22 protein-coding genes are annotated in these 24,731 nt (G+C 30.6%); 12 read left to right on the top strand and 10 right to left on the bottom strand.

Going from position 1 to position 24,731, the window contains the following annotated elements; translation table 11 throughout:
• The 6 genes from CLV86_RS08090 (at position 1) to CLV86_RS08065 (ending at position 5,935) form a co-directional block, all read left to right on the top strand.
• Positions 1–957, top strand: a complete 957-nt coding sequence (locus CLV86_RS08090) for a mechanosensitive ion channel family protein (protein WP_076733768.1) — start codon at positions 1–3, stop codon at positions 955–957.
• Positions 958–967: 10 nt separating this feature from the next.
• A complete protein-coding gene (locus CLV86_RS08085) occupies positions 968–1,852 on the top strand; it encodes a DUF6268 family outer membrane beta-barrel protein (protein ID WP_076733767.1) in 885 nt (294 codons plus the stop codon).
• Positions 1,852–3,015 (top strand): sigma-54-dependent transcriptional regulator, encoded by a 1,164-nt coding sequence (locus tag CLV86_RS08080; RefSeq protein ID WP_121051482.1) that lies wholly within the window; start codon positions 1,852–1,854, stop codon positions 3,013–3,015. Before CLV86_RS08085 ends, CLV86_RS08080 begins: the two co-directional genes overlap by 1 nt.
• A 159-nt stretch (positions 3,016–3,174) precedes the next feature.
• Positions 3,175–4,053, top strand: a complete 879-nt coding sequence (locus tag CLV86_RS08075) for a PPK2 family polyphosphate kinase (protein WP_121051480.1) — start codon at positions 3,175–3,177, stop codon at positions 4,051–4,053.
• Positions 4,054–4,156: 103 nt separating this feature from the next.
• On the top strand, positions 4,157–5,554 hold the full coding sequence (locus CLV86_RS08070) for a M20/M25/M40 family metallo-hydrolase (RefSeq protein ID WP_121051478.1): 1,398 nt from the start codon (positions 4,157–4,159) through the stop codon (positions 5,552–5,554).
• A 3-nt stretch (positions 5,555–5,557) separates the two neighbouring features.
• Positions 5,558–5,935 carry a VOC family protein gene (locus tag CLV86_RS08065; protein WP_121051476.1) on the top strand — a complete coding sequence of 126 codons (378 nt, stop codon included), beginning with the start codon at positions 5,558–5,560 and terminating at the stop codon, positions 5,933–5,935.
• On the opposite strand, the gene CLV86_RS08060 is transcribed toward CLV86_RS08065, so the two are convergent.
• Together CLV86_RS08060 and lysA are read right to left on the bottom strand one after the other, a co-directional pair.
• On the bottom strand, positions 5,930–6,976 hold the full coding sequence (locus tag CLV86_RS08060) for an AI-2E family transporter (RefSeq protein WP_121051474.1): 1,047 nt from the start codon (positions 6,974–6,976) through the stop codon (positions 5,930–5,932). The genes CLV86_RS08065 and CLV86_RS08060 overlap by 6 nt on opposite strands.
• A 99-nt stretch (positions 6,977–7,075) precedes the next feature.
• A complete protein-coding gene (gene lysA / locus CLV86_RS08055; RefSeq protein WP_282956981.1) occupies positions 7,076–8,335 on the bottom strand; it encodes a diaminopimelate decarboxylase in 1,260 nt (419 codons plus the stop codon).
• 157 nt (positions 8,336–8,492) lie between these two features.
• Here lysA and sucC point away from each other — a divergent pair, with 157 nt between their 5' ends.
• Both sucC and CLV86_RS08045 read left to right on the top strand, forming a co-directional pair.
• Entirely contained in the window at positions 8,493–9,686 is a 1,194-nt protein-coding gene (sucC, locus tag CLV86_RS08050; protein ID WP_076733760.1) for an ADP-forming succinate--CoA ligase subunit beta, read from the top strand.
• 111 nt (positions 9,687–9,797) lie between these two features.
• Positions 9,798–10,145: a DUF805 domain-containing protein gene (locus CLV86_RS08045; RefSeq protein ID WP_121051470.1), complete on the top strand. Its 348-nt coding sequence runs from the start codon at positions 9,798–9,800 to the stop codon at positions 10,143–10,145.
• A 66-nt stretch (positions 10,146–10,211) separates the two neighbouring features.
• Here CLV86_RS08045 and CLV86_RS08040 read toward each other — a convergent pair whose 3' ends face one another.
• On the bottom strand, positions 10,212–10,541 hold the full coding sequence (locus CLV86_RS08040) for a DUF1456 family protein (protein WP_076733758.1): 330 nt from the start codon (positions 10,539–10,541) through the stop codon (positions 10,212–10,214).
• Positions 10,542–10,726: 185 nt separating this feature from the next.
• Between CLV86_RS08040 and CLV86_RS08035 the strand changes: the two genes are divergently transcribed.
• A complete protein-coding gene (locus CLV86_RS08035; protein WP_076733757.1) occupies positions 10,727–11,128 on the top strand; it encodes a hypothetical protein in 402 nt (133 codons plus the stop codon).
• 23 nt (positions 11,129–11,151) lie between these two features.
• On the opposite strand, the gene CLV86_RS08030 is transcribed toward CLV86_RS08035, so the two are convergent.
• The 3 genes from CLV86_RS08030 to CLV86_RS08020 form a co-directional block, all read right to left on the bottom strand.
• Positions 11,152–11,586 (bottom strand): SRPBCC family protein, encoded by a 435-nt coding sequence (locus CLV86_RS08030; protein WP_121051468.1) that lies wholly within the window; start codon positions 11,584–11,586, stop codon positions 11,152–11,154.
• Between the two features lie 4 nt (positions 11,587–11,590).
• Entirely contained in the window at positions 11,591–13,594 is a 2,004-nt protein-coding gene (gene uvrB, locus CLV86_RS08025) for an excinuclease ABC subunit UvrB (RefSeq protein WP_076733755.1), read from the bottom strand.
• 237 nt (positions 13,595–13,831) lie between these two features.
• Positions 13,832–14,410 (bottom strand): Crp/Fnr family transcriptional regulator, encoded by a 579-nt coding sequence (locus CLV86_RS08020; RefSeq protein ID WP_121051466.1) that lies wholly within the window; start codon positions 14,408–14,410, stop codon positions 13,832–13,834.
• 123 nt (positions 14,411–14,533) lie between these two features.
• On the opposite strand from CLV86_RS08020, the gene CLV86_RS08015 reads away from it, so the two are divergent.
• Positions 14,534–15,199, top strand: coding sequence for a class I SAM-dependent methyltransferase (locus CLV86_RS08015; protein ID WP_121051464.1), 666 nt, complete (start codon positions 14,534–14,536; stop codon positions 15,197–15,199).
• A 31-nt stretch (positions 15,200–15,230) separates the two neighbouring features.
• Here CLV86_RS08015 and CLV86_RS08010 read toward each other — a convergent pair whose 3' ends face one another.
• Together CLV86_RS08010 and htpG are read right to left on the bottom strand one after the other, a co-directional pair.
• Positions 15,231–16,097: a phospholipase A gene (locus CLV86_RS08010; protein ID WP_121051462.1), complete on the bottom strand. Its 867-nt coding sequence runs from the start codon at positions 16,095–16,097 to the stop codon at positions 15,231–15,233.
• Positions 16,098–16,293: 196 nt separating this feature from the next.
• Positions 16,294–18,207 (bottom strand): molecular chaperone HtpG, encoded by a 1,914-nt coding sequence (gene htpG, locus CLV86_RS08005; protein WP_121051460.1) that lies wholly within the window; start codon positions 18,205–18,207, stop codon positions 16,294–16,296.
• A gap of 279 nt (positions 18,208–18,486) precedes the next feature.
• Here htpG and CLV86_RS08000 point away from each other — a divergent pair, with 279 nt between their 5' ends.
• Positions 18,487–19,497: a 3-oxoacyl-ACP synthase III family protein gene (locus CLV86_RS08000; protein ID WP_121051458.1), complete on the top strand. Its 1,011-nt coding sequence runs from the start codon at positions 18,487–18,489 to the stop codon at positions 19,495–19,497.
• Positions 19,498–20,237: 740 nt separating this feature from the next.
• On the opposite strand, the gene CLV86_RS07995 is transcribed toward CLV86_RS08000, so the two are convergent.
• Complete coding sequence (locus CLV86_RS07995) at positions 20,238–22,715, bottom strand: TonB-dependent receptor (RefSeq protein ID WP_121051456.1); 2,478 nt, start codon at positions 22,713–22,715, stop codon at positions 20,238–20,240.
• A gap of 112 nt (positions 22,716–22,827) precedes the next feature.
• On the opposite strand from CLV86_RS07995, the gene CLV86_RS07990 reads away from it, so the two are divergent.
• Positions 22,828–23,190 (top strand): CoA-binding protein, encoded by a 363-nt coding sequence (locus tag CLV86_RS07990; protein WP_121051454.1) that lies wholly within the window; start codon positions 22,828–22,830, stop codon positions 23,188–23,190.
• 54 nt (positions 23,191–23,244) lie between these two features.
• On the opposite strand, the gene CLV86_RS07985 is transcribed toward CLV86_RS07990, so the two are convergent.
• Positions 23,245–24,714, bottom strand: coding sequence for a sodium:solute symporter (locus CLV86_RS07985; protein WP_121051452.1), 1,470 nt, complete (start codon positions 24,712–24,714; stop codon positions 23,245–23,247).
• Positions 24,715–24,731: the final 17 nt, after the last annotated feature.

The following is a 24,731-nucleotide window of genomic DNA, read 5'->3' as shown; positions in this document are numbered from 1 at the left end:
ATGCAAGATAAGGTTAAAGATAAAATAGAAAATACCGTAGAAGAAGTAGGAGAGGTTATTGCAGAAAGTAGCGCTTGGGAGACCTTTATAGATTTTCTAAATAAAGTATTGTATACATTTAAAGATGTAGATGGCAAGACTACTGGAGAATTAAAAGTAAAATACATATTACTGTTAATTCTAGTTTTAATTTTAACAACTTATGTATTACGTTGGGCTAAGAAATTGCTTACTCGCAAAATGCCAGATAGCGATAAAGCAAAATTTAATACTGTTTTTTCTTTTGGAAGATGGCTTATATATATTATTGTTTTCTTAGTAGCTATAAGTTCTTTAGGTATAGATATAACAGCGGTTTTTGCTGCATCAGCAGCACTGTTAATAGGTATTGGTTTGGCACTTCAAACTTTATTTCAAGATATTATATCTGGAGTATTTATTTTAGTAGATCAATCTGTTCATGTAGGAGATATTATAGAAATAGAAGGTAAGGTAGGAAGAGTAGAAGAAATAAAATTAAGAACAACACGTGCTGTAACGATAGATAATAAGGTCTTAATCATTCCTAATCACTTATATCTCACAAATAGTTTGTATAATTGGACTCAAAACGGATCTTCTACTAGAGAAAGTGTAGACGTTGGTGTTGCGTATGGTAGTGATGTACAGTTAGTTAAAAAGCTTTTAATAGATGCAGCAAAATCTTCAAAGTTGGTTTTTAAAAATCCACCACCAAGTGTTGTTTTTATGAACTTTGGAGAAAGTTCTTTAGATTTTAGAGTAGCATTTACAGTAGAAGATAGTTTTAATGCAAGAATACCAAAAAGCGAAATACGTTTTGCAATAGACAAATTGTTTAGAGAAAATAATATTAGTATTCCGTTTCCACAACGAGATATTCATATTATTCAGAAAGAAAATGATGATGTCCAATTAACAATGAATTCAAAAAAATAAAAAACAATATATGAATAGGCATACTGCTAAATGTGTTATTATAGTATTATTAATTTTAGTATTTCAAAATACTCATGCCCAACTTACAGATTTGGCACGTTTAGAATATTCATATATACCTAAAAGTAAATCCGAAGACAATTTTAATAGATTTAGAGCTCTAATTAATTATCCTATAAAAACACAAACAGACTGCTATCTAGTGGTTGGTGGAGAATATAGCAGGATTGCTTTAAATTTGGAAGATAACTATCCTTTTGATATATCTAATTTAAACCGCTTACATGTAATAGATTTAAATATAGGTTATACTTTTAAATTAAATAACGATTGGAGATTAGGAGCTAAATTATCGCCAAGAATAGCTTCAACATTAACACATAAATTATCTGGAGACGACTTCTTTTTAAATGGTGGAGTTTATGCAATAAAAGATAGAACTAAAGAAGAATCTTTAAAAAGACCATACCGTCTAATTTTAGGTTTAACCTATAATAGTACTACAGGAATTCCATTACCATTACCTTTTATTAGTTATTACAGGCGTGTAAACGAAAATTGGTCTTTTAATTTAGGTGTGCCAAAAACCAATGTTAAATATTTTTTTAACGAGCGTAATATAGTTCAAACCTTTGTTGGTATAGATGGTTATTTTGCTAATATCCAAGATAATATTGTGTTAGATGGCAATCAAGCAGAAAATATATCGTTATCAGTTATTGTAGCAGGTTTGGGTTACGAGTATTGTTTTACAGACCATTTAATATGGTATGCATATACCGGCCATACAATAAGCATGAGTAATAGATTAAGAGATAATAATAGAGACGATATTTATAGACTAGATAAAGTAAATGCGTTTTATTTAAGAACAGGGATTAAATTTAAAATATAATGTCAAAAATTTTAGTAATAGAAGACGAAGCAGCAATTAGAAGAGTTTTAGTAAAAATTCTTTCTGAAGAAAACGATAAATATGAAGTTTTTGAAGCTGAAGACGGTTTGGCAGGTATCGATAAAATAAAAAAAGAGGATTACGATTTAGTGCTTTGCGATATTAAAATGCCAAAAATGGATGGTGTTGAGGTACTTGAAGCAGCAAAAAAAATAAAACCAGAAATACCAATGGTCATGATATCTGGGCATGGCGATTTAGATACAGCAGTAAATACTATGCGTTTAGGTGCTTTTGATTATATATCAAAACCACCAGATTTAAACAGGCTATTAAACACAGTACGCAATGCTTTAGATAGAAAAGAACTTTTTGTAGAAAACAAAATCTTAAAAAAGAAAGTTAGCAAAAAGTACGAAATGGTAGGCGAAAGCGACGCCATATCACAAATTAAAAGCATAATAGACAAAGTAGCGCCAACAGATGCTCGAGTATTAATAACAGGACCAAATGGTACAGGAAAAGAATTGGTAGCACATTGGTTACACCAAAAAAGTGATCGTGCTAAAGGCCCAATGATAGAGGTAAATTGTGCCGCAATACCTAGCGAGCTTATAGAAAGTGAATTGTTTGGTCACGTAAAAGGCGCATTTACAAGTGCAGCAAAAGACAGAGCAGGAAAATTTGAAGCCGCAAATGGAGGCACAATATTTCTAGACGAAATAGGAGACATGAGTCTATCTGCCCAAGCAAAAGTATTACGCGCCTTACAAGAAAGCCGTATACAACGTGTAGGTAGTGATAAAGATATTAAAGTAGACGTTCGTGTAGTAGCAGCAACCAATAAAAACCTAAAAAAGGAAATAGAAGACGGTAAATTTCGAGAAGACTTATACCATAGATTAGCCGTCATATTAGTAAAAGTTCCAGCGTTAAACGATAGGCGTGGAGATATACCATTACTAATAAACCATTTCGCAAAAAAAATCTCTGCCGAGCAAGGCACAGCACTAAAAACATTTTCAGAAAAAGCTATAAAATTATTACAAGAATACGACTGGACAGGTAATATACGCGAGTTACGTAACGTTGTAGAACGCTTAATAATTTTAGGCGGCGCAGAAGTTAGCGAGCAAGACGTAAAACTATTTGCAAGCAAGTAAACACAAACAAAACGTATTATAACAAAAACCAATCTAATAAAACGATTGGTTTTTTTGTTTTAAAAACAATGATAAGCCACTAACAATTTAAAAACCTTAAAATAATTATTACTTTTAATAACAAAACGCATTGCGTATATTTAAGCTTAAAATTAATTTATGAAAGACATTAATATAAAAGACCACATAATAACATCAAAAATAGAACTGTCTAATCTACCAACACTATTAGATTTAGAAGAAAAAGATGACGAAGTAAAAGACAAGCTAAAAAAAGTACGAAAAAAACTAGGTAAGCTTCAAGACACGCTATACGCACACGGCAAATATTCAGTATTAGTATGTTTACAAGGTATGGATACCTCAGGAAAAGACAGTTTAATACGCGAAGTATTTAAAGATTTTAATGCACGCGGTGTCGAGGTCATGAGCTTTAAAGTACCAACCACATTAGAATTAAAACACGATTATTTATGGAGGCACTATATCGCATTACCAGCACGTGGCAAATTTGGAGTACACAACCGTACACACTACGAAAATGTATTAGTTACAAGAGTACATCCTAGCTATATTTTAGGCGAAAACCTACCAAATGTAAATACTGTAGAGGATGTAAACGAAGCCTTCTGGGATAAACGTTTCGAGCAAATAAATAACTTCGAAAAACACCTCGTAGAAAACGGAACCGTAATATTTAAGTTTTTTATGAATCTCTCTAAAGAAGAACAAAAAAACAGACTACTACGTCGTTTAGATTTAAAAGAAAAAAACTGGAAATTCTCAGCCGGAGACTTAAAAGAGCGAAAATTATGGGACGATTACATATTCTGCTACCAAGACGCCATAAATAGAACATCAAAAGCCCACGCACCATGGTTTAATATACCGGCAGACAATAAACCAGCAGCAAGATTAGCCGTAGCAACAATTCTATACGAGACACTAAAAAAGTACGACGATATCCAAGAACCAGAATTAGACGAAAAAACAAAAGCAAATATAGATTTATACCGTCAACAATTAAATAACGAATAACATTTTGGGCGTTACCTAAAGGTCGCGCTTTCCATTATATCTTTTTTTTGCCATATACGGCAGCAAAAAAAAGGATGCCATTACAATCGCTAACGCACACAACATGAAACTAAGACTTATAATTGCAGCACTATTTTTATCAGTAAATGTAATCGCGCAAACCGATAAAGAAACCCTAAAAACCATTTACAGTCAATCCCTAACAAACGGTAAAGCTTACCAGTGGTTAGACCATTTATCAAACCAAATAGGCGGTAGGTTATCCGGTTCTGTAAATGCAGAAAAAGCAGTGCAATACACAAAAACCGAATTACAAAAATTAGGTTTAGATAAAGTATGGCTACAAGAAGTAATAGTACCAAAATGGGAACGTGGCGAAAAAGAAGTAGGCTATTTTACAACACTAGGAAAACAAGTAAACGTAAATATTTGCGCCTTAGGAGGTTCTGTTGCCACACCAAACAACGGTTTAAAAGCAAAAGTAGTCGAAGTAAAAAGCTTCGAAGAATTAGCAAAACTAGGCACAAGCGTAAAAGGAAAAATAGTATTTTTTAATGGCGCAATGAATCCAGAATTAATACACACCTTCGAAGCCTATGGCGGTTGCTCAAAACAAAGATATGCAGGCGCTTACGAAGCAGGAAAACTAGGAGCAGTTGGCGTTATTGTAAGATCATTAAACCTACGTCAAGATAACCTTCCACATACAGGTAGTATGGGCTATCTAGATTTGCCAAACAACCAACGCATACCAAGCGCAGCAATAAGCACAAACGATGCAAATGCATTATCTGCAGCACTAAAAAACGATAAAAATTTAGAATTTTACTTTAAACAAAACTGTAAACAATTTGACGATGTATTATCATATAACGTCATAGGAGAAATTACAGGAAGCCAGTTTCCAAACGAGTATATGGTAGTTGGTGGTCATTTAGACTCTTGGGATTTGGGCGATGGTTCTCATGATGATGGCGCAGGAGTTGTACAATCTATGGATGTTTTACGATTGTTAAAAGAAAGTGGTATTAAACCAAAACGCACCATAAGAGTTGTTTTATTTATGAACGAAGAAAACGGCTTACGAGGCGGTAAAAAATATGCCGAAGAAGCAAAACGAAAAAACGAAAATCACGTTTTTGCTTTAGAGAGTGATTCAGGAGGATTTACACCAAGAGGTTTTAGTTTCGATTGTAGTGAAGCCAACTTAAATAAAGTACTTAGTTGGGAACCATTATTTAAACCTTATTTAATTCATTACTTTGAAAAAGGATATAGCGGCGCAGATATTGGGCCATTAAAAAACGATAATATTGTATTAGCAGGACTACGTCCAGACTCACAACGCTATTTTGATCATCATCATGCCGCAAACGATACGTTTGATGCTGTAAATAAAAGAGAGTTAGAGTTAGGTGCAGCAACCATGACGAGCTTAATTTATTTGTTCGATAAATATGGTACATCAAATATTAGCGATATAAAAGAGATAAAAAATTAAATAATGCCAAAACCAATATTGCATCAAATTCATCCTATTTTACCAGTAAAAAATGTAGTAGAAGCACTCACTTTTTATGTAAAAAAATTAGGGTTTAAAATAGCCTTCGCAGACGATTCTAAAAACCCAACGTATGCAGGTGTTATAAGAGATAACATAGAAATTCATTTACAATGGCATGATGAAAAAGAATGGGAGTCAGGTTTCAACACGCCAATGTTGCGCATCGTTACAGAACATTTAGAAAATTTATATGAAGAATATAAATTTAGAGGTGTTTTTAATAACAAGACAGTTTTAAAAAAAACAGATTGGCAAACACGTGAATTTGCATTTTACGATTTAGATAATAACGGATTGACTTTTTATCAAAATTTATAACTGTTTTTCCTTTACTTCTTGTTTTTCGTGTGCATCTTTTCCATATTCTTTTCTGTAAATTTTTACCAAAATTAAGAATAAGCTTACTAGCAATGGGCCAAAAATTAGTCCAATAAATCCAAATAGAGGAACGCCAATAATTACACCAATTAAAGTAATTAAAGGATGTACTTCATCCAGTTTTTGAAGCACAAAAAGTCTTATTATATTATCTGTAGAACCAACTACAACTATTCCATATATTAAAATGGCCCAACCTTGAAAATTATTACCAGAAGAAATAGTAATTAAAAAAACTGGTAAAATACCAATTAATGTTCCAACAAAAGGAATCATAGAGCCAATAGTAACTATCACAAACCAGAAAAAAGGGTCTTGTATTCCAAAAATTAAAAAACCAATAAGAGCAATAATACCTTGAGCAATTGCAACTAAAGGAATACCTATAGCATTTGCTCTAACCATAGAGCGTACTTCTTGCCCAATTTCAATTAAGTTGCTTTCTCCTAAAGGAATATATTTTAATAATGATGTTTTTAAATCTTTACTATTGGTTAGCATATAATATAGCACAAAGCCCATTATACCTAAAGAAATAAAAATATTAAATGTTCCTCCTGCAAAACTCTGTAAATTAGTAGTAACCCATTCTGTAATACTATTAGTATCTATTTGAGAATTTAGATCCATACCAACTAAATCTTCAACTTTTTCTAGTTGACTTTTGGCTGCACTTAAAAATTGTTCGCTGTTTTTTGTAAAGTCGCTAATTTTATTGCCTAGCATAATTATAATTCCAGCAACAGGAATTATAATTACTATAAAAGAAAAAAGAAGGAGTATTATGGCAGATAGGCTGGTGTTCCATTTTTTGTCGTTAACCATTTTTTTCATCCACTTATGTAATAACACATAAAGTGTAACAGCACCAAGAAAGCCACCAAAATAAGGAAACATTTCTCTAAAAATAATACTGCCAATAAATAGTATTAAACTAATTATAAAAATTTGTCTAATGGTAACAGGAGCAATTTTATTCATTTATTAAGTATTGATTTTCATAAATATAGTAATACTTAATAAAACAAACTAAGCTATAGCAAAATAATATAGCACCATAATTATGGTGCTATTGTCTAGTTATATTTTTGCTTTTTTTGGTTTTAAATCTATTTGTATTTGATTATTTAAAATATCTTCAAAAGTTTCTCGCTTTCTAATTAAATGCGCTTCTTTATTATGCCATAAAACTTCAGCAGGACGGTAACGAGAATTATAGTTGCTAGCCATAGAATAGCAATAAGCTCCGGCATTTTTAAACGCTAATATATCACCTTCATTAATTTCGTTAATACGTCTATTATTGGCAAATGTATCGGTTTCGCATATATAACCAACAACACTGTAAAAACGTTCTCTTCCTTTAGGATTAGAAATGTTTTCTATCTCATGTTGAGAACCATAAAGCATAGGTCTAATTAAATGATTAAAACCAGAATCTATTTGGGCAAAAACTGTTGAGGTAGTTTGTTTTACAACATTTACTTTTGCTAAAAACTGTCCAGCTTCACTTACTAAAAACTTTCCAGGCTCGAAAGCTAAGGTTAACTCTTTACCATAGTTTTTACAAAACTCATTAAATCTAATTGATAGTTTTTCGCCAAATTCTTCAATATTAGTTTCAATATCTCCAGGCTTATAAGGTACTTTAAAACCTGATCCAAAATCTATAAAATCTAAATTTTTAAAGTTTTTAGCTGTTTCAAAAAGTATTTCACTAGCATATAAAAAGACATCTATATCTAAAATATCACTTCCGGTATGCATGTGTATACCGTTAATATTCATTTTTGTATTTTCTACAATACGTAAAATATGTGGAATTTGATGTATAGAAATACCAAACTTGCTATCTATGTGTCCTACAGAAATATTAGTGTTTCCGCCAGCCATTACATGAGGATTTATACGAATACATACAGGAATATCTGGGTGTTTGGTTCCAAATTGCTCAAGTATAGATAAGTTGTCTATATTTATTTGGCAACCTAGTATTGCGGCTTTCTCTATTTCCTCAAGAGAAACACCATTAGGAGTAAAAATAATTTGTTCTGCTTTAAAGCCTGCTGTAAGTCCTAATTGTACTTCTTGTATAGATACTGTATCTAATCCAGCTCCAAGCGTTTTCATTAATTTTAATATAGAAATATTAGATAATGCTTTTACAGCATAGTTAATCTTTACTTTATTTACAGAGCTAAAAGCAGATGTGAGACGTTTATATTGCAGTGAAATAACATTAGAATTGTAAACATAAACAGGACTCCCGAAGTCTTCAGCTATTTTAAGTAATTGCGTATTGGTCATTGATAATTTTTTTTCAAAGCTATTATTATAGATTAAGGCTACAAATATTTAATTTAAAATATTACATATTTTAAACATATTGTTAAATAATTAACAATAAAAAATACAATTAAGATTTTCACAATTAAATATTAGGGTAAGTAATTGTGATTATTTACTTTTGTGTTTCTAAAATTTTACTCTAAAACAGATGAATTTACACGAATATCAAGGAAAAGAATTATTAAGCAGCTTTGGCGTACGTATTCAACGTGGTATAGTTGCACAAAATGCTGATGAAGCAGTAGCTGCAGCAAAAAAATTAACCGAAGATACTGGTACAGGTTGGCACGTAATAAAAGCACAGGTTCACGCCGGTGGTCGTGGTAAAGGTGGTGGTGTTAAGTTAGCAAAAAACTTAGACGACGTTAAAACTATTGCTGGAGAAATTATAGGAATGGATTTAGTTACACCACAAACTTCTGCAGAAGGTAAGCGTGTACACCAGGTTTTAGTAGCAGAAGATGTTTACTATCCAGGAGATTCTGAGCCAGAAGAATATTACATGTCTGTTCTTTTAAATAGAGGAACTGGGCGTAATATGATTATGTATTCTACAGAAGGAGGTATGGATATTGAAACTGTAGCAGAAGAAACACCACATTTAATTTTTACAGAAGAAATAGATCCTGCAACTGGAATTTTACCATTTCAAGCACGTAAAATTGCTTTTAACTTAGGTTTATCTGGATTAGCATTTAAAGAAATGACAAAATTTGTTACTTCATTATATAAAGCTTATGTAGAGTCGGATTCTTCTTTATTTGAAATTAATCCAGTATTAAAAACTAGTGATAGTAAAATAATGGCTGTAGATGCTAAGGTATCTTTAGATGCGAATGCATTATATAGACATAAAGATTTAGCTGAATTACGCGATTTACGTGAAGAAAGCCCAATAGAAGTTGAAGCTGGTGAATTAGGACTTAACTATGTGGACTTAGACGGAAACGTTGGTTGTATGGTAAACGGTGCTGGTTTAGCAATGGCAACAATGGATTTAATTAAACAAGCAGGTGGTGAGCCAGCAAATTTTTTAGATGTTGGTGGTACTGCAGACGCAAAACGTGTTGAAGCGGCTTTTAGAATTATCTTAAAAGATCCAGAAGTAAAAGCTATTTTAATTAACATCTTTGGAGGTATTGTACGTTGCGATCGTGTAGCTCAAGGTGTTGTAGATGCTTATAAAAACATGGGAGATGCTATAAACGTTCCAATTATTGTGCGTTTACAAGGTACTAATGCAGATATTGCAAAAGAACTTATAGACAGTTCTGGATTAGATGTAATGAGTGCTACAGAATTTCAAGAAGCAGCAGATAAAGTACAAGCTGTTTTAGCTTAATACTTTTACAGTATATATATTAAAGAGTAACCGTTAAGGTTGCTCTTTTTTTTTATATTTATAATTCAAAATATATTATTAAATAGTATTGAAATTAAATACACATGGTAAATGATGATAGAAGATATAGTAAAAATTTTTAAAGAAACCTTTAATTATAAAGGAAAGACTGGAAGAAAAGAATATTGGACTTATTTTATTTTAATTTTTGTTGTGTTTAATATTTTTATACTTTCAATACCTTTTGGGTTACTAGAAGCTTGGTATTTAAAAGCTAATAATATAGAGCCTAACGGATTGAATTTTAGAGGAATAAGAAGCGTTATTAATTTGGTGTTTTTTATACCATTAATAAGTGCAACAGTAAGAAGATTAAGAGATGCTGGAGTTTCTGTTTGGTTTACATTAATACCAGTATTAAATCTTATTCTTTGTTTGAAAACAAGCGAAAATGAGTAATACTATTGTATAACTTATGTTTTTGGTTTAAATAAAAAACATTAAATTATATATAAAAAGAGCAACTTAATCGTCGCTCTTTTTTTTATCTCTTGGTTTATTAAAATTCTTCTTATTGTTTTTTGAAGTTGATTTTATTTTATTCGCAATGTTATTTTTGGATGTTTCACCTTTTTTAGGCATTGGTCCACGAAGATGTATAATTAAGCCATTTAAAAAATTTCTTAAAATTTGATCACCACATTCTACATAATTTGGATGGTCTTCTCGTCTAAAAAATGCATTTAGTTCACTTTTAGAAACTCTAAAATCTACAAGCTCTAAAATTTTAATAATATCGTCGTCACGCAGTTTATGTGCGACTCTTAGTTTTTTAAAAATATCGTTATTTGTCATGGCTTAAATTTTTAATTATCAGTGAGTTGTGGTGTTTTTTGCTCCTTTTTAAGAGTAACACTTTGATAAACAGCACTTAAAATCGATGTAAAGCTAAGTATTTTTCGACAAGCGACGTGCTTTCTACGATAATAAATTGGCTTTTATTCTTAATTTTATACTGTATAATTTAATTCCCTCGCATTATGCCTAACAGAGTAGAAAAACTTAGTTTATTATCAGAAATGATAGCCTTTGCTAAGTCTGATAAATCCCTAAAAACTATAGAATATAATTTTTTGCTTGGTGTGGCAAAGCAATTAGAAATATCAAAAGATGACTTTAATTACCTAATTAAACATCCAGTAAATAGAATGCACTTAAAATCTCATAGCGAGCGTATTGTGCAATTTCATAGGTTGGTATTGCTAATGCATATTGATGATGAACGCACTCAAGAAGAAATTGCAAAATTATACAATTATGGACTTAGAATGGGATTAAACCATGAATGCATTACTAAAGTATTATATTTAATGGAAGGTTTCCCAGATAGAATGGTACCTGCCGATGTGTTGATTGATATTTTTAAAGTTCAATATAATTAAATAGAAAATTTTTACAACTTGTTTTAGCTATTTAAGTAACTGTCAAGTTGTTTTTTTATAAAATAGTTCCATCCATCTATACCACTTTCTCTTTCAAATTCTGGAATATTACTTGGAAATGGCTCTAAAACAGTTGCTGTTAATTTTAATATAGATTGATTTTGGTTTCCTGAAATTTCGAAACAGGTAGAAGATTTTCCTGTAATACCTTCAAATACCCAAGTATATGTAATTTTATTTTGTAGCACAACATTTGTTACTGTCCAAATATGATTAAAATCTCTAGTGTGAGATTTTATATTAAACTGTGTTGTAAAACCAATTTCTGTTTTAAAATCTGGAATGTTGTTAAAATACCATTCTTGCATTTCTTTTGGATTTGTTATAGCTTCCCAGAGTTTTTCTTTAGAAACGTTGTAGAAATGTTCTATAATTATTGGTTGTTGTTGGTTCTCCATGATGCTATGTTTTTAAATCTTCTAATTTGCTTTGGTAACTTTTTATTTCATCACGTAATTGAGCTGCAATAATAAAATCTAAAGCTTTGGCAGCTTGTTCCATAAGTTTACGTTTCTCTCGTATTTTTTTCTCTAATTCAGGTTTGGTTAAGTACTCGCTTTCTGGCTCTGCTGCACGTGCTGCTTCTAGTTCGTAACTATAAGTACTAACAGAGTTTTTACTTAACGCGCTGTCTAAGCTTTTGTTTAGGGCTCTTGGAGTAAGGTTGTTTTTGGTATTGTATGCAATTTGTTTTTCTCGACGGTATTCTGTTTCATCAATAGTTTTTTGCATGCTTTTAGTAATTTTATCTGCATACATTATTGCTTTTCCGTTAAGGTGTCTGGCAGCACGCCCAACGGTTTGCGTAAGAGAACGATTGGAGCGTAAAAATCCTTCTTTATCTGCATCTAAAATAGCAACTAAGGACACTTCTGGTAAGTCTAAACCTTCACGTAATAAGTTAACACCAACAAGAACATCGTAAATACCTTTTCTTAAATCTTGCATAATCTGTACTCGCTCTAAAGTGTCTACATCACTATGTATGTAATTTACACGTACATTTATTCTGCTTAAGTATTTGGTTAATTCCTCGGCCATACGTTTTGTAAGTGTAGTTACCAGTGTGCGTTCATCTTTTTCAACGCGTTGCTGTATTTCTTCAATTAAATCATCAATTTGGTTTAGACTTGGTCTAACTTCAATAATTGGATCTAATAATCCTGTTGGTCTAATAACTTGTTCTACATAAACGCCATCGGTTTTTTGTAGTTCATAATCTGCAGGTGTTGCACTTACATATAATACTTGGTTTTGTAAAGCCTCGAATTCTTCAAACTTTAATGGTCTATTGTCCATTGCCGCTGGAAGCCTAAAACCATAATCAACAAGGTTAACTTTTCGGCTTCTATCTCCTCCATACATGGCATGTACTTGAGAAATTGTAACATGACTTTCGTCTACAACCATTAAATAATCGTCTGGAAAATAATCTAATAAACAGAAAGGTCTTGTTCCTGGTAGTCTGCCATCAAGATAGCGCGAGTAGTTTTCAATACCAGAACAATACCCTAATTCTCTAATCATTTCTAAATCGAATTCTGTACGCTCTTTTAACCTTTTAGCTTCAAGATGTTTGCCTATATCTTTAAAATAATCATGTTGTTTAACTAAGTCATCTTGTATATTTCTTATGGCTCCTTGTAATACATCTGGAGAGGTAACAAACATGTTTGCTGGATAGATATTTAATCTATCATATTCTTCAATAACTTCGTTGGTTTGTATATTAAATTGCTCTATTAATTCAATTTCATCACCAAAAAAATGAATCCTAAAAGCGTCGTCGGCGTAACTAGGGAACACATCTACAGTATCTCCTTTTATTCTAAAATTACCATGTTTAAAATCTGCCTCTGTACGCGAATACAAACTTTGTACTAATTGATGTAATAATTTTGTACGTGAAATTTCTTGATCACGTTCTATAGAGATAACATTTTTTTGAAATTCTATTGGGTTTCCAATACCATATAAGCAAGAAACAGAAGCTACTACCAAAACGTCTCTACGACCAGAAAGTAGAGAAGAGGTCGTGCTTAAACGCATTTTCTCAATTTCTTCATTTATGGATAAATCTTTTTCTATATATACACCAGATGTTGGTATGTATGCTTCTGGTTGGTAATAATCGTAATAGGAAACAAAATACTCAACAGCATTATCAGGAAAAAATTGTTTAAACTCGCTGTAAAGTTGTGCTGCAAGAGTTTTATTATGAGCCAAAACAAGAGTGGGTTTCTGTACTTTTTCTATAACATTAGCAACAGTAAATGTTTTTCCAGAACCAGTAACACCAAGTAAGGTTTGGTATTTTTCTTTAGCATTTAGGCCATTTACCAATTGTTTTATTGCAGTTGGTTGATCTCCTGTTGGATTAAATTCTGATTGTATTTTGAATTTCATAAAACAAAATTACGGAATAAAACATTAGTTTTATTTTAATGAAGCGTTAAGGTTTTTTATAATAGTCTTGCTAATGTTCAATATTATGTAAATTAAAAAAGCACGAGTATATACTCGCGCTTTTTATGCTATTACTTAATCTATAAGTACGTTTAGTGGTACTTGTAAAAATTGAATTAGCTACAAATCTATTAAGATTGTTTTTATAAAAAATTGATGTATGGTAATAAATTAAAATTAATTTAGTTTTTTTCTAATTCTACTTAAGCTTTCTGTTGTAATACCAAGATAAGAAGCAAGATGATAATTTTTTACATTTTTTTCGATATCCGGATATGTGTTTATAAACTCTAAATAGCGTTCTGTAGCAGATTGCGATAGATTAGCCAATATTCTCTTTTGAAAAGCAGCATAAGCACGTTCTAACTTAATTCTAATAAATTTATGGATTTGAGGAATCTTATTATACAAAAGCTCTCTGTTGTTTTTTGAAAGTGCATAAAGTGTACAATCTTGAAGTATTTCTAAATTCATTATTGCTTTTTCTGATGAAAAATAGGCAGTGTAATCTGTTATCCACCAGTCTTTTATCCCAAACTGTACGGTGTGTTCTTTTCCATGAACATCTATATGAAAAGTTCTAAGACAACCACTTTCAACATAATACATATTATCTACAAAGTCACCTTCTTTTATTAATATAGTTCCTTTTTTTAGAGTAGTTTTTTTTAAAGAAGAAGTTATAATCTCTATTTCTTTTTCAGAAAAAGACATGTTTTTAAAAATTTCTGAAATTTTTAAACTATTAGATTTCATTTTAAAAACGGTTTATTATAAATATATTTTGCTCTAATGTATTAAAAAAAATAGTATTTGAAATGTTTGAAAATACTTATATGTATTTGCTAACGGAAATAAAATTTATCTTTGATTTTTGATATGGAAAAAAACAAAAAGAATAAAACACCTTGGCCAACAAAAGCTGCAATGGACCAGATTTACAAAAAGCAACTTTGGGGAAGTAATGGTTTAAGTTTTTATTCTGGAGAAGGCTCGCATAAGCAAGATATAGTAAACCCTTACATAAAAAAATTAACAACATTTTTTAAATCTTTTAAAGAGCCAATTTCTGTTGCAGATTTAGGTTGTGGTGATTTTAATATTGGTAAGCAATTAATAATGTTTACAAAATCCTATGTTGCGGTTGATATTGTTGAGGAATTAATAAATTATAATAAAACCCATTTTAAAGCTAAAAATCTAAATTTTAGTTGTTTAGATATAGCTAAAGACCAATTGCCGTTAGCCGATTGTGTTATATTAAGACAAGTACTTCAGCATCTGTCTAATAAAGAGGTAGAAAGTATAGTTAACAAATTGTATGCATTTAAGTATGTAATTATTACAGAGCATTTGCCAGAAGGAGATTTTATTCCAAATAAAGATATTATTTCTGGGCAAGGTATTAGATTAAAAAAACAAAGTGGAGTAGATGTGCTAGCAGCTCCATTTCTATTTAAAGTTAAAAATGTAAAGCACCTATTTACTGTTAAACTTGAAAAAAATAAAGGTGTTATTAAAACAGTATTGTACGAGGTTTATTAACAAATAATTTAAGTGTAATCTAAAAAAAAAACTAGTTATTGTTTTTACCATTAAACCATTTAAACTCGTTGGTTCTAATTACATAACCAATGCGTATAGCACTTTGAGATTGTTCATAATTTAATAAGCCTTCTGCTTGACCTACAAACCATTCTAACATTAAATATTGATTAGAAATATTATTCTTAAATGGATTAAAATAAATGCGAGATCTAACGGAGCCTTTACCGTGTAAATTTAGTCCTTTACGTAATCTAATATCAAATATTAATTTATCTGGCTTAAATGTGTGAGATGCGTTTACTTCTCCTAAACCTACGTATTCTAAAAGATTAGGATTTCCTTCTCTGTAAGAAAAGGGAACCCAAGCTTTAAAACTAGCAATAGTATTAGTTGAAATTTTAGTAGTATACTCTAAACTTAATCTATTCCAGCTTCTTGAAGAAATGCTATCTCGTCCGTTAGATTCATGCTCAAAAGATAAAGTTGCCAAACCTTTTAAACGTTCCTCTTTATCATAAAGTATTTTACCTAAAGCTATAGATGGATTAAAATTGATATCCTTAAAAGGAAAAGACTCTTCGTAAATATTCCAAAAAGATTTTTGTGTGTATGTAAGGTAAAGGTATGTGTCCCATGGCAAACGACTTCTAGTAAGTATTTGCTTAAAACTAATTTGGTATTTAGCATCTGCAGTAGCGCTATTAATTTCTTTATTTACTGGAACACCTGTAATAAAATAATTATCCTTATGTATTGAAAAATAAGGTGTTTTTGCAAGAGAGTCTTGCAATTCTTTTTTTGTGTATGCTTGTGTATGAGCTTCGTTAATAAAGAAAATTAAAAATAATAGAGATATAACTGTACTATTAGACTTTAAATATTTTTTAGAATACATGTGTTGTTATTTTATAAGGTTTTAAAAAAAATTAGTGTAAAAAGCTTTTTATAGCACATTCTCATTTTATAAATATTGATTATAATAAGTTGTATTCTAAGATTAACGAATTTAGCACAAAAAAAGAATAAAGGCAATTAACAAAAAACCACCTTAAAAAGGTGGTTTTTGTATTTCCGCGTAAGCGTAAAAGATTTTACTTTATCATTTCGTAACTTCTCTTTACAAAATCTGAAAGTTCTTTTCCTTTTAATAAACCTTGAGATAAACGTGCTAAGTCTAAACTTTGTGTTATTAAACGTTCTTGTTTTTTCTTGGTCTTTGTATTTAAAATTTCACCAACCAATTCAGAATTTGTATTTACAACGAGGTTGTAAATTTCTGGCATATTACCAAACATATTCATTCCACCACCACCAGTAGCTTGCATTTCTTTCATTCTACGCATAAATTCTGGTTGTGTAATCATAAATGGTGCAGCATCACTGTCTTGAGGCTCTAATTGTACCATAAATTTATCTGAAGGAATTACTTCTTTTAATAGCTCGTCTAACGCTTTTGTTTGGTCTTCGTCTAGTTTAGAAATTGTAGTATCTTCCTTTTTAATAAGTTTATCAATAGAATCTGCATCTACACGAGCAAATGTTATGTTCTCTTTAGAGCTTTCTAATTTTTGCATTAAATGCGAAACTATAGGAGAATCTAGTAATAATACCTCGTAACCTTTAGCTTTAGCAGCTTCAATATAAGTGTGTTGGTCGTCTTGATTACTAGCGTAAAGAATAACCATTTTACCGTCTTTATCGGTTTGGTTAGCCTTAATAGCGTTTTCTAACTCTGTATATGTGTAATATTTATCGTCTACTGTTGGATATAAAGCAAAAGCATCTGCTTTGTCAAAGAATTTATCTTCAGACAACATTCCATATTCAATAACTACTTTAATATCGTTCCATTTTGCTTCAAAATCTTCACGGTTATTATTAAATAACGATTTTAATTTATCTGCAACCTTACGTGTAATGTAAGATGATATTTTTTTAACAGCTCCATCTGCTTGTAAGTATGAACGAGAAACATTTAATGGAATATCTGGAGAATCTATTACACCGCGTAGCATAGTTAAAAACTCTGGTACGATACCTTCTACATTATCTGTAACAAATACTTGGTTTTGGTATAATTGAATCTTATCCTTTTGCATGCTCATATCTTGAGTCATCTTAGGGAAATATAAGATTCCTGTTAAATTAAACGGATAGTCTACATTTAAATGAATGTGGAATAAAGGCTCTTCAAACTGTGCTGGATAAAGCTCTCTATAAAAGCTTTTATAATTTTCATCCTCTAATTCTGATGGTTGTTTAGTCCATGCTGGATTAGGGTTGTTAATAATATTATCTACAGTAATTTTTTTCTGTGGCTCAGTAGTTTCTTTACCTTCAGCGTCTTTAGTTGTTTCTGGAGTATGATTTGGATCGTTAACTTCTTTAGTTCCAAATTTAATTGGAATAGGCATAAACTTATTATACTTAGATAATAAACTGCCAATTCGAGCTTCTTCTAAAAACTCTGTAGAGTCTTCTGCAATGTGAAGAATAATTTCTGTTCCTCTATCGGTTTTATCGTGAGGAACTAATGTAAATTCCGGAGAACCATCACAAGTCCAATGTGCCGCAACAGTATCTTCTTTATGAGATTTTGTAATAATTTCTACTTTTTCTGCTACCATAAAAGCAGAGTAAAAACCAAGACCAAAATGACCAATAATACCAGAATCTTTAGCAGAATCTTTGTATTGGTCTAAAAATTCTTCGGCTCCAGAGAAGGCTACTTGGTTAATGTATTTTTCAACCTCTTCAGCTGTCATACCTAAACCTTGATCAATAATATGAAGTTTTTTTCCTTCCTTGTCAATTTTAACTTCAATTATTGGATTTCCATATTCAGCTTTGCTTTCTCCAATACTAGTTAAATGCTTTAATTTTAAAGTTGCATCTGTACCATTACTTACAAGTTCACGCAAAAATATTTCGTGATCACTATACAAGAATTTTTTAATTAATGGGAAAATGTTTTCCACTGAAACATTAATATTTCCTTTTGCCATGATAAATTTATTTGTCATTCCTGCAATTGCAAGAATCTTAATTAATATGTTTTTATTTGTTATGGAAGATTAGACAACAAAAATGCCAATTGTATAAAGGTGACAAGATGACATTTTAAGCTGTGATTTTTTTTAAAAACAAATAGCAGAAGCTATGCATGCATAATGAATAGAATAAATTTTTGGAAAGCTTTTATTCGAATAACTTAAATTGCGTTTCTGTTTTTAAATTAAAAATAATTATTCCATTTGTGTGGAAGTGAAATAAAAGACTTTTAAATGTACAATTCAAAAATAATAGGACTTGGTAAATATGTGCCAGACAATGTAGTGACTAATGATGATCTATCTAAAATGATGGATACAAATGATGAGTGGATTACCGAGCGTACAGGTATAAAAGAGCGCCGTTGGGTAAAGGAAGGAACAGGAGATACTACTGCAACCATGGGAGTAAAGGCAGCAAAACAAGCTATTGAACGTGCAGGAATAGATAAAGATGATATAGATTTTATAATTTTTGCAACACTTAGTCCAGATATGTATTTTCCTGGTCCAGGAGTACAAGTACAGCATGCATTAGGTATTAAAACAGTTGGTGCTTTAGATGTTAGAAACCAATGTTCTGGTTTTGTATATGCTATATCTGTTGCAGATAATTTTATTAAAACAGGAATGTATAAAAATATTCTTGTTATTGGTAGCGAGTTGCATTCTCATGGATTAGATAAAACAACTCGAGGAAGAGGAGTAACAGTAATATTTGGTGATGGAGCAGGAGCAGCAATATTAACAAGAGAAGAAGATACTACTAAAGGTATTTTATCAACGCACTTACATTCTCAAGGAGAACATGCCGAGGAATTAGTTTTAGTAGCTCCTGGAATGGGAAAACGTTGGGTTAATGATATTATTAAAGATAACAATCCAAACGACGAGAGTTATTTTCCGCATATGAATGGGCAGTTTGTTTTTAAAAATGCCGTAGTTCGTTTTAGCGAAGTAATAATGGAAGGTTTAGCAAAAAATAATTTAAGTAAAGATGCTATAAATATGTTGATTCCACATCAAGCAAATTTAAGAATAGCTCAATTTATACAGAAAAAATTTGATTTAAGTAATGATCAAGTTTTTAATAACATTCAAAAATACGGTAATACTACTGCAGCTTCTATACCAATTGCTTTAACCGAAGCTTGGGAGGAAGGCAAAATAAAAGAAGGAGACCATGTAGTTTTAGCTGCTTTTGGTAGTGGTTTTACTTGGGGAAGTGTAATTATTAAGTGGTAACACATAAAATATAACAATAAAAAAATCCCAATGTTATAAGGCATTGGGATTTTTTATTATAAACAAAAAATTAAGTTATTATCGAATTTTAAAGTGGAAGACTAATTCAAATTTAATTATTCGTATTTATAAGTTGTGTTCTATTTAAGATGCGTGTTTTCATTTTTTATTGCGTTAAACAAATGCACTTTAACAGACTTTAACGTTTATGTGTGTTTTAAAATAAAAATCCCAATGCATAACATTGGGATTTTCTGCTATTAATCATATAAACTAACGTGTTTACGAACGTTTTAATGGAAGACTAATTCAAACTAAATGTATTCGTTAACTGTGTTGCTTTTTTATATAGACGCTCAAAATTAAATTTTATTACACTGAAAATCAGCATTTAACATATTTTAACACTGCGTGCATAATAAATGATAAAACATAAAAAATCCTGAAGCTGTTGCTTCAGGATTTAATTGCTATTAATCAACTCAATAACTATTTAATGAAAAACTGTATTAAAGAATTAATTGATACAAAGATATAACGTTTTTTTATTTGTAACTTATTGATTTTCAATATTTAGTATTTATTTAACTATTATTTGGATTTTTTTTGGTTTAAAATTCTTACAAAATCAAAAACCCAAGACTGATCAAGTCTTGGGTTTTCTTGTTTAATAGCAATACATACACTAACCATTAACTTTCTGTATTGCCATTAAAACTAATTAGCATCTTAAATATTTTCTATAAAAATCCGCCTCCAGATTTTTCATTATTATCTCTGTTTTTTCTCGACTTTGCTCTGTATTTACCTCCTCCAAATCTATAAGATAAACCTGCGAAAATAGTTTGGCTTTCCCAATTAAATGCGCCTACTTGTTTAAATGGTCTATTGCCTGTAAAGCCAAATTCTTGGGTATTAAAAATATCGTTAAAATTTAAACTAAAAGAGCCTTTGCCGTCTGCAAAATCATGTCTAGCTCCTAAATTTACAAAGTACATAGGTTCGCTTTTAAACTGTAAGTCTTCTGCAGCACCACGATAAAAAGCAAAAGCAGATAAGCTTAATTTTTTAGTTACTTTAAAGTTATTAAATATTCTAAAATTATAGGCAATATTATCTACTTCAATAACATTAGTTTGAATATCTGCAATTGTAGCAGTTTCTAATGGAGTAGAAAGAACTTCTGTAATACCTTTTTGTGTTTGTAAATAGGCATCAAAACTAGCATTTAAACTCCACCATTTTGTTGGTCTATAATTGCTAGATAATTCTACACCGTACGCAGCAGTATCATCATAATTATTATGAGTTAAAATTTGACGTCCCGAAGTAACATCGGTTCTGTCTATAGTTATACCTTGGTTTATTTCGTCTTGTATGGCTCTATAAAAAACACCTCCTGTAATGCTACCGTTTTCTAATTGTCTAGTATAATTTAACTCTATAGAATTAGTAAATTGTGGTTCTAAATTTTGGTTTCCAAAAGAAGATATTAATGGAGTGCTCCACTCTCTAATAGGATTTACTTGTCCAATTCCTGGTCTATCTACGCGACGACTAAAACTTAATTGGTATGAGTTTTTTTCGGATGGAGTATAGGTAAAAAATGCAGAAGGATATACTTGAAAATAATCATTATCAAAAGAAATTAAATTTGTTTCTCCGGTTGCTTCCGTAGATAAAGCATCTGCTATAACTTGAACATTTTCTGCACGAACACCAATTTGATAGGTCCATCTATCTAAAGTTTTACCATAAGTAGCATATGCAGAGTATATGTCTCTAGTGTAATCGAAAACAGTGCTAGGTGTTGGCCTAAATACGCCCATTTGGTTTAAAGAAATTCCTGTAGAATTGTAATCTATATTTGTATTAAATAATCTTGCCTGTAAACCTAATTCTAATTTAGCTGTATCACTTAGCGGATTAACATAATCTAAATTTATGGTTGTACTTTCTCTATCTGTTGTTACAAAATCTAAATAATTGTTTAAATCTGTTGCACTCGAAAACCTAAAATCGGCATCTTCTTGTTGGTCAAAAACATTATAATCTATTTCTAATTCTATATTCGATCCTTCTTTTTCAAATTCTAATTTATAGTCAAAATTGTATTGAGACGAATTATTATCGTTTACATTATTAAATGTTTGATATTGGTTTAGGCTTGGTGTGTTGTAAAATAAGGCATCTGTATTACCTAAGTTTTTAGAGTCTGTAATACTTTGGTTTGTAAAAAAAGAAATGGTGTTTTTATCGTTTAAATAAAAATCTACACCAGCTTTAAATAGATGGTTTTTTCTATTATCAAGAAAACTAAATTGTTGCTCAGAGTTGTTATCTGGTCTGCTAATTAATCCTGTATTGTTATTTTTAGCAATGTTATTTCCATAACTACCATAGAAGTTTAATTTTCCGTTTCGGTAATTCATATCTATAGAGCTATTAAATCTGGCATTATCTTGGTAATTTAAACCTAAGTTAATGTTTCCGTTAAAGCCAATTTTTATATTCTTTTTTAAGACTATATTTATTAATCCACTCATACCTTCTGGATTATATTTAGCAGAAGGATTAGTAATTAACTCGATACTTTTAATAGATGTTGATGGTATTTGTTTTAATAATTGTGCTGCAGGAATATTAGAAAGTTTTCCGTCTACCATAACGCGTACATTTGCATTACCACGTAAGCTAACTGCGCCAGATTGAGAGTCGACACTAACGCTTGGTAGATTGTTCATAATATCGCTTGCAGTAGGTCCAGAAGTTGTTAAGTCTTTTCCTACTGTAATTACTTTTCTGTCTACTTTTTGCTGTATTGTAGAAACTTCTGCAGTAAGTTCTACCTCGTCTAAGCTTGTTGCAGATTCAAATATTTTAACTTCTCCAAAATCAATTTTATTATTGTCTTTGTCTATGGTTATTTTTCTACTTACAGTTTTAAAGCCTAAATATTCTATACTAACAGTTGTAGTGCCTTCTGGAATGTTATCCATGTAAAATGTACCGTCGTCGTTAGTAATGCTTCCTGTAATAATTTTTCCGTTTAAATCGCGAATTACAATATTTACGTACGGTATAGGTTGATTAAGTGTTCCGTCTAAAACTTTACCTGTAATAATTCCGTTTTTAAAAATTAAAGGATTTTTTGTTGCCGTTTGTGCTTGTACTAAAGTTGCTATTAGAAATAAGCAAATACCTATTAGTTTTTTCATTGGTTTGGTTGATTTTTGATTGATTGATGTTTGTTATTAATACTATAGACGACTACTTTTATAATTTGTTACGCTTATTTGCGTAACTTTTAAAATTTTAACACAATTAAATATGAGTAAGAAAACATTAGTTATTGGTGCTTCAACAAAACCAGAAAGATATTCTAATATGGCTATTAAAAAGTTAAATAATTATAAGCATGAAACTGTAGCTTTTGGTTTGCGAGAAGGAGTGGTAAATGGTATTGTAATAGATACAGAGTTAAAACAATATAATAATATAGATACGGTAACATTGTATTTAAATCCTAAAAGGCAGGAGCAGTATTACAACTATATATTGTCTTTACAGCCAAGGCGCGTAATTTTTAATCCAGGAACAGAAAATCCTGAGTTTTATTCAATTTTAAGAGATAACAATATTGAGTTTGAAGTTGCCTGTACCTTAGTAATGCTTTCTACAAATCAATATTAATAATTTTACATTTAATTATTTGAGAAAATAAATTAATAAGTTTTAAGTGTAAAATTACTTTCTTTTAGAAATTAATAACAAACCAAGAAAAGTAATTAATCCATTTAATGGTAAAATTTCCCAATGAAACGCATAGTTACCTATAAAACTGTTAGAAAAAGCGGCAGGCGCTAGTGTTATTAAATAGGTTATTGTTATTGATACCAAACCAATAATCCACACATATTTGTCTTTAATATTTCTTTTAGTTAAAATTCCAAAAGCAAAAAGACCAAGTAAAGGGCCGTAGGTAAACGTTGCAAATTTAAAGAGGTTGCTTACCACGCTTCCTTCTAAATAATTAAAAATTACTACAACAACAATAAGTAAAATAGATACAGCTACGTGCACTTTTTTGCGTAAAGGTTTTTGCGCTTCAATTGGTTTTTTTTCAATGTCTAAAAAATCTACAGAAAAAGATGTGGTTAAAGATGTTAAGGCACTATCTGCACTACTATAAGCAGCAGCAATTAAACCAATAATAAATGTTATAGCTAAACCTTTTCCAAGACCTTGATTCATGGCTATTTCTGGAAACAGTAAATCTGTTCTAGTTACGCCATTTAACTCTGGTATTGCTACACTAAATTGGTCTGCGTAAATAAATAATAAAGCACCAAGTGTTAAAAAAATAAGATTTACAACAACCAATAAAACAGACATAGAAAGCATGTTCTTTTTAGATTCGTTGGCAGTTTTACAGGTTAAGTTTTTTTGCATCATATCTTGGTCTAAGCCTGTCATAGCAATTGTTATAAAAATACCACCAATAAAATATTTCCAGAAATTAATCTTGCTATTAAAATCATCGAAATAGAAAATTTGACTTTTATTTTTAAAGGTTTCCTTAGTAAATGTTTCGGCTAAAGTCCAATCTAATTTATTTAGTATTAAAATAATAGCTACAATAACGCAAGTTAACATAGCAATAGTTTGTAAAGTATCTGTCCAAATAATTGTTTTAATACCGCCTTTGTTAGTATAAAGCCAGATTAATAAAATAGAAATAACTACTGTAATCCAAAACGGAACACCTAAACTTTCAAAAACAATATACTGCATTGCTAATGCTACTAGGTAAAGTCTAAAAGAAGCACCGGTTACTCTAGATAATAAAAAGAAAAAGGCGCCAGTTTTATAACTTACAACACCAAAACGATCTTCTAAATATTGGTAAATTGAAGTAACGTTTAACCGATAGTATAAAGGAATAAGTACAAAAGCAACTACTAAGTAGCCTACAAAAAAGCCAAACACACCTTGCATATATGCAAACTCTTGACCGGCAATTAATCCTGGAACAGAAATGAAAGTTACACCAGATAAAGAAGCGCCAATCATCCCAAAAGCAACTAAATACCATGGAGCAGATTTATTAGCTTTAAAAAATGCTGCATTTGTATCTTCCTTTCCTGTAAAATATGAGATTAAAATAAGTACACCAAAATAGGCTGCAATTAGGAGTAAAATTTGAGTAGCTGTCATGAAAATTATATTCTTGC

This window comes from Lacinutrix venerupis, assembly GCF_003663945.1.
In the GTDB taxonomy this organism is placed as follows: domain Bacteria; phylum Bacteroidota; class Bacteroidia; order Flavobacteriales; family Flavobacteriaceae; genus Lacinutrix; species Lacinutrix venerupis.
This window is presented reverse-complemented; position numbering and strand designations above follow the sequence as displayed.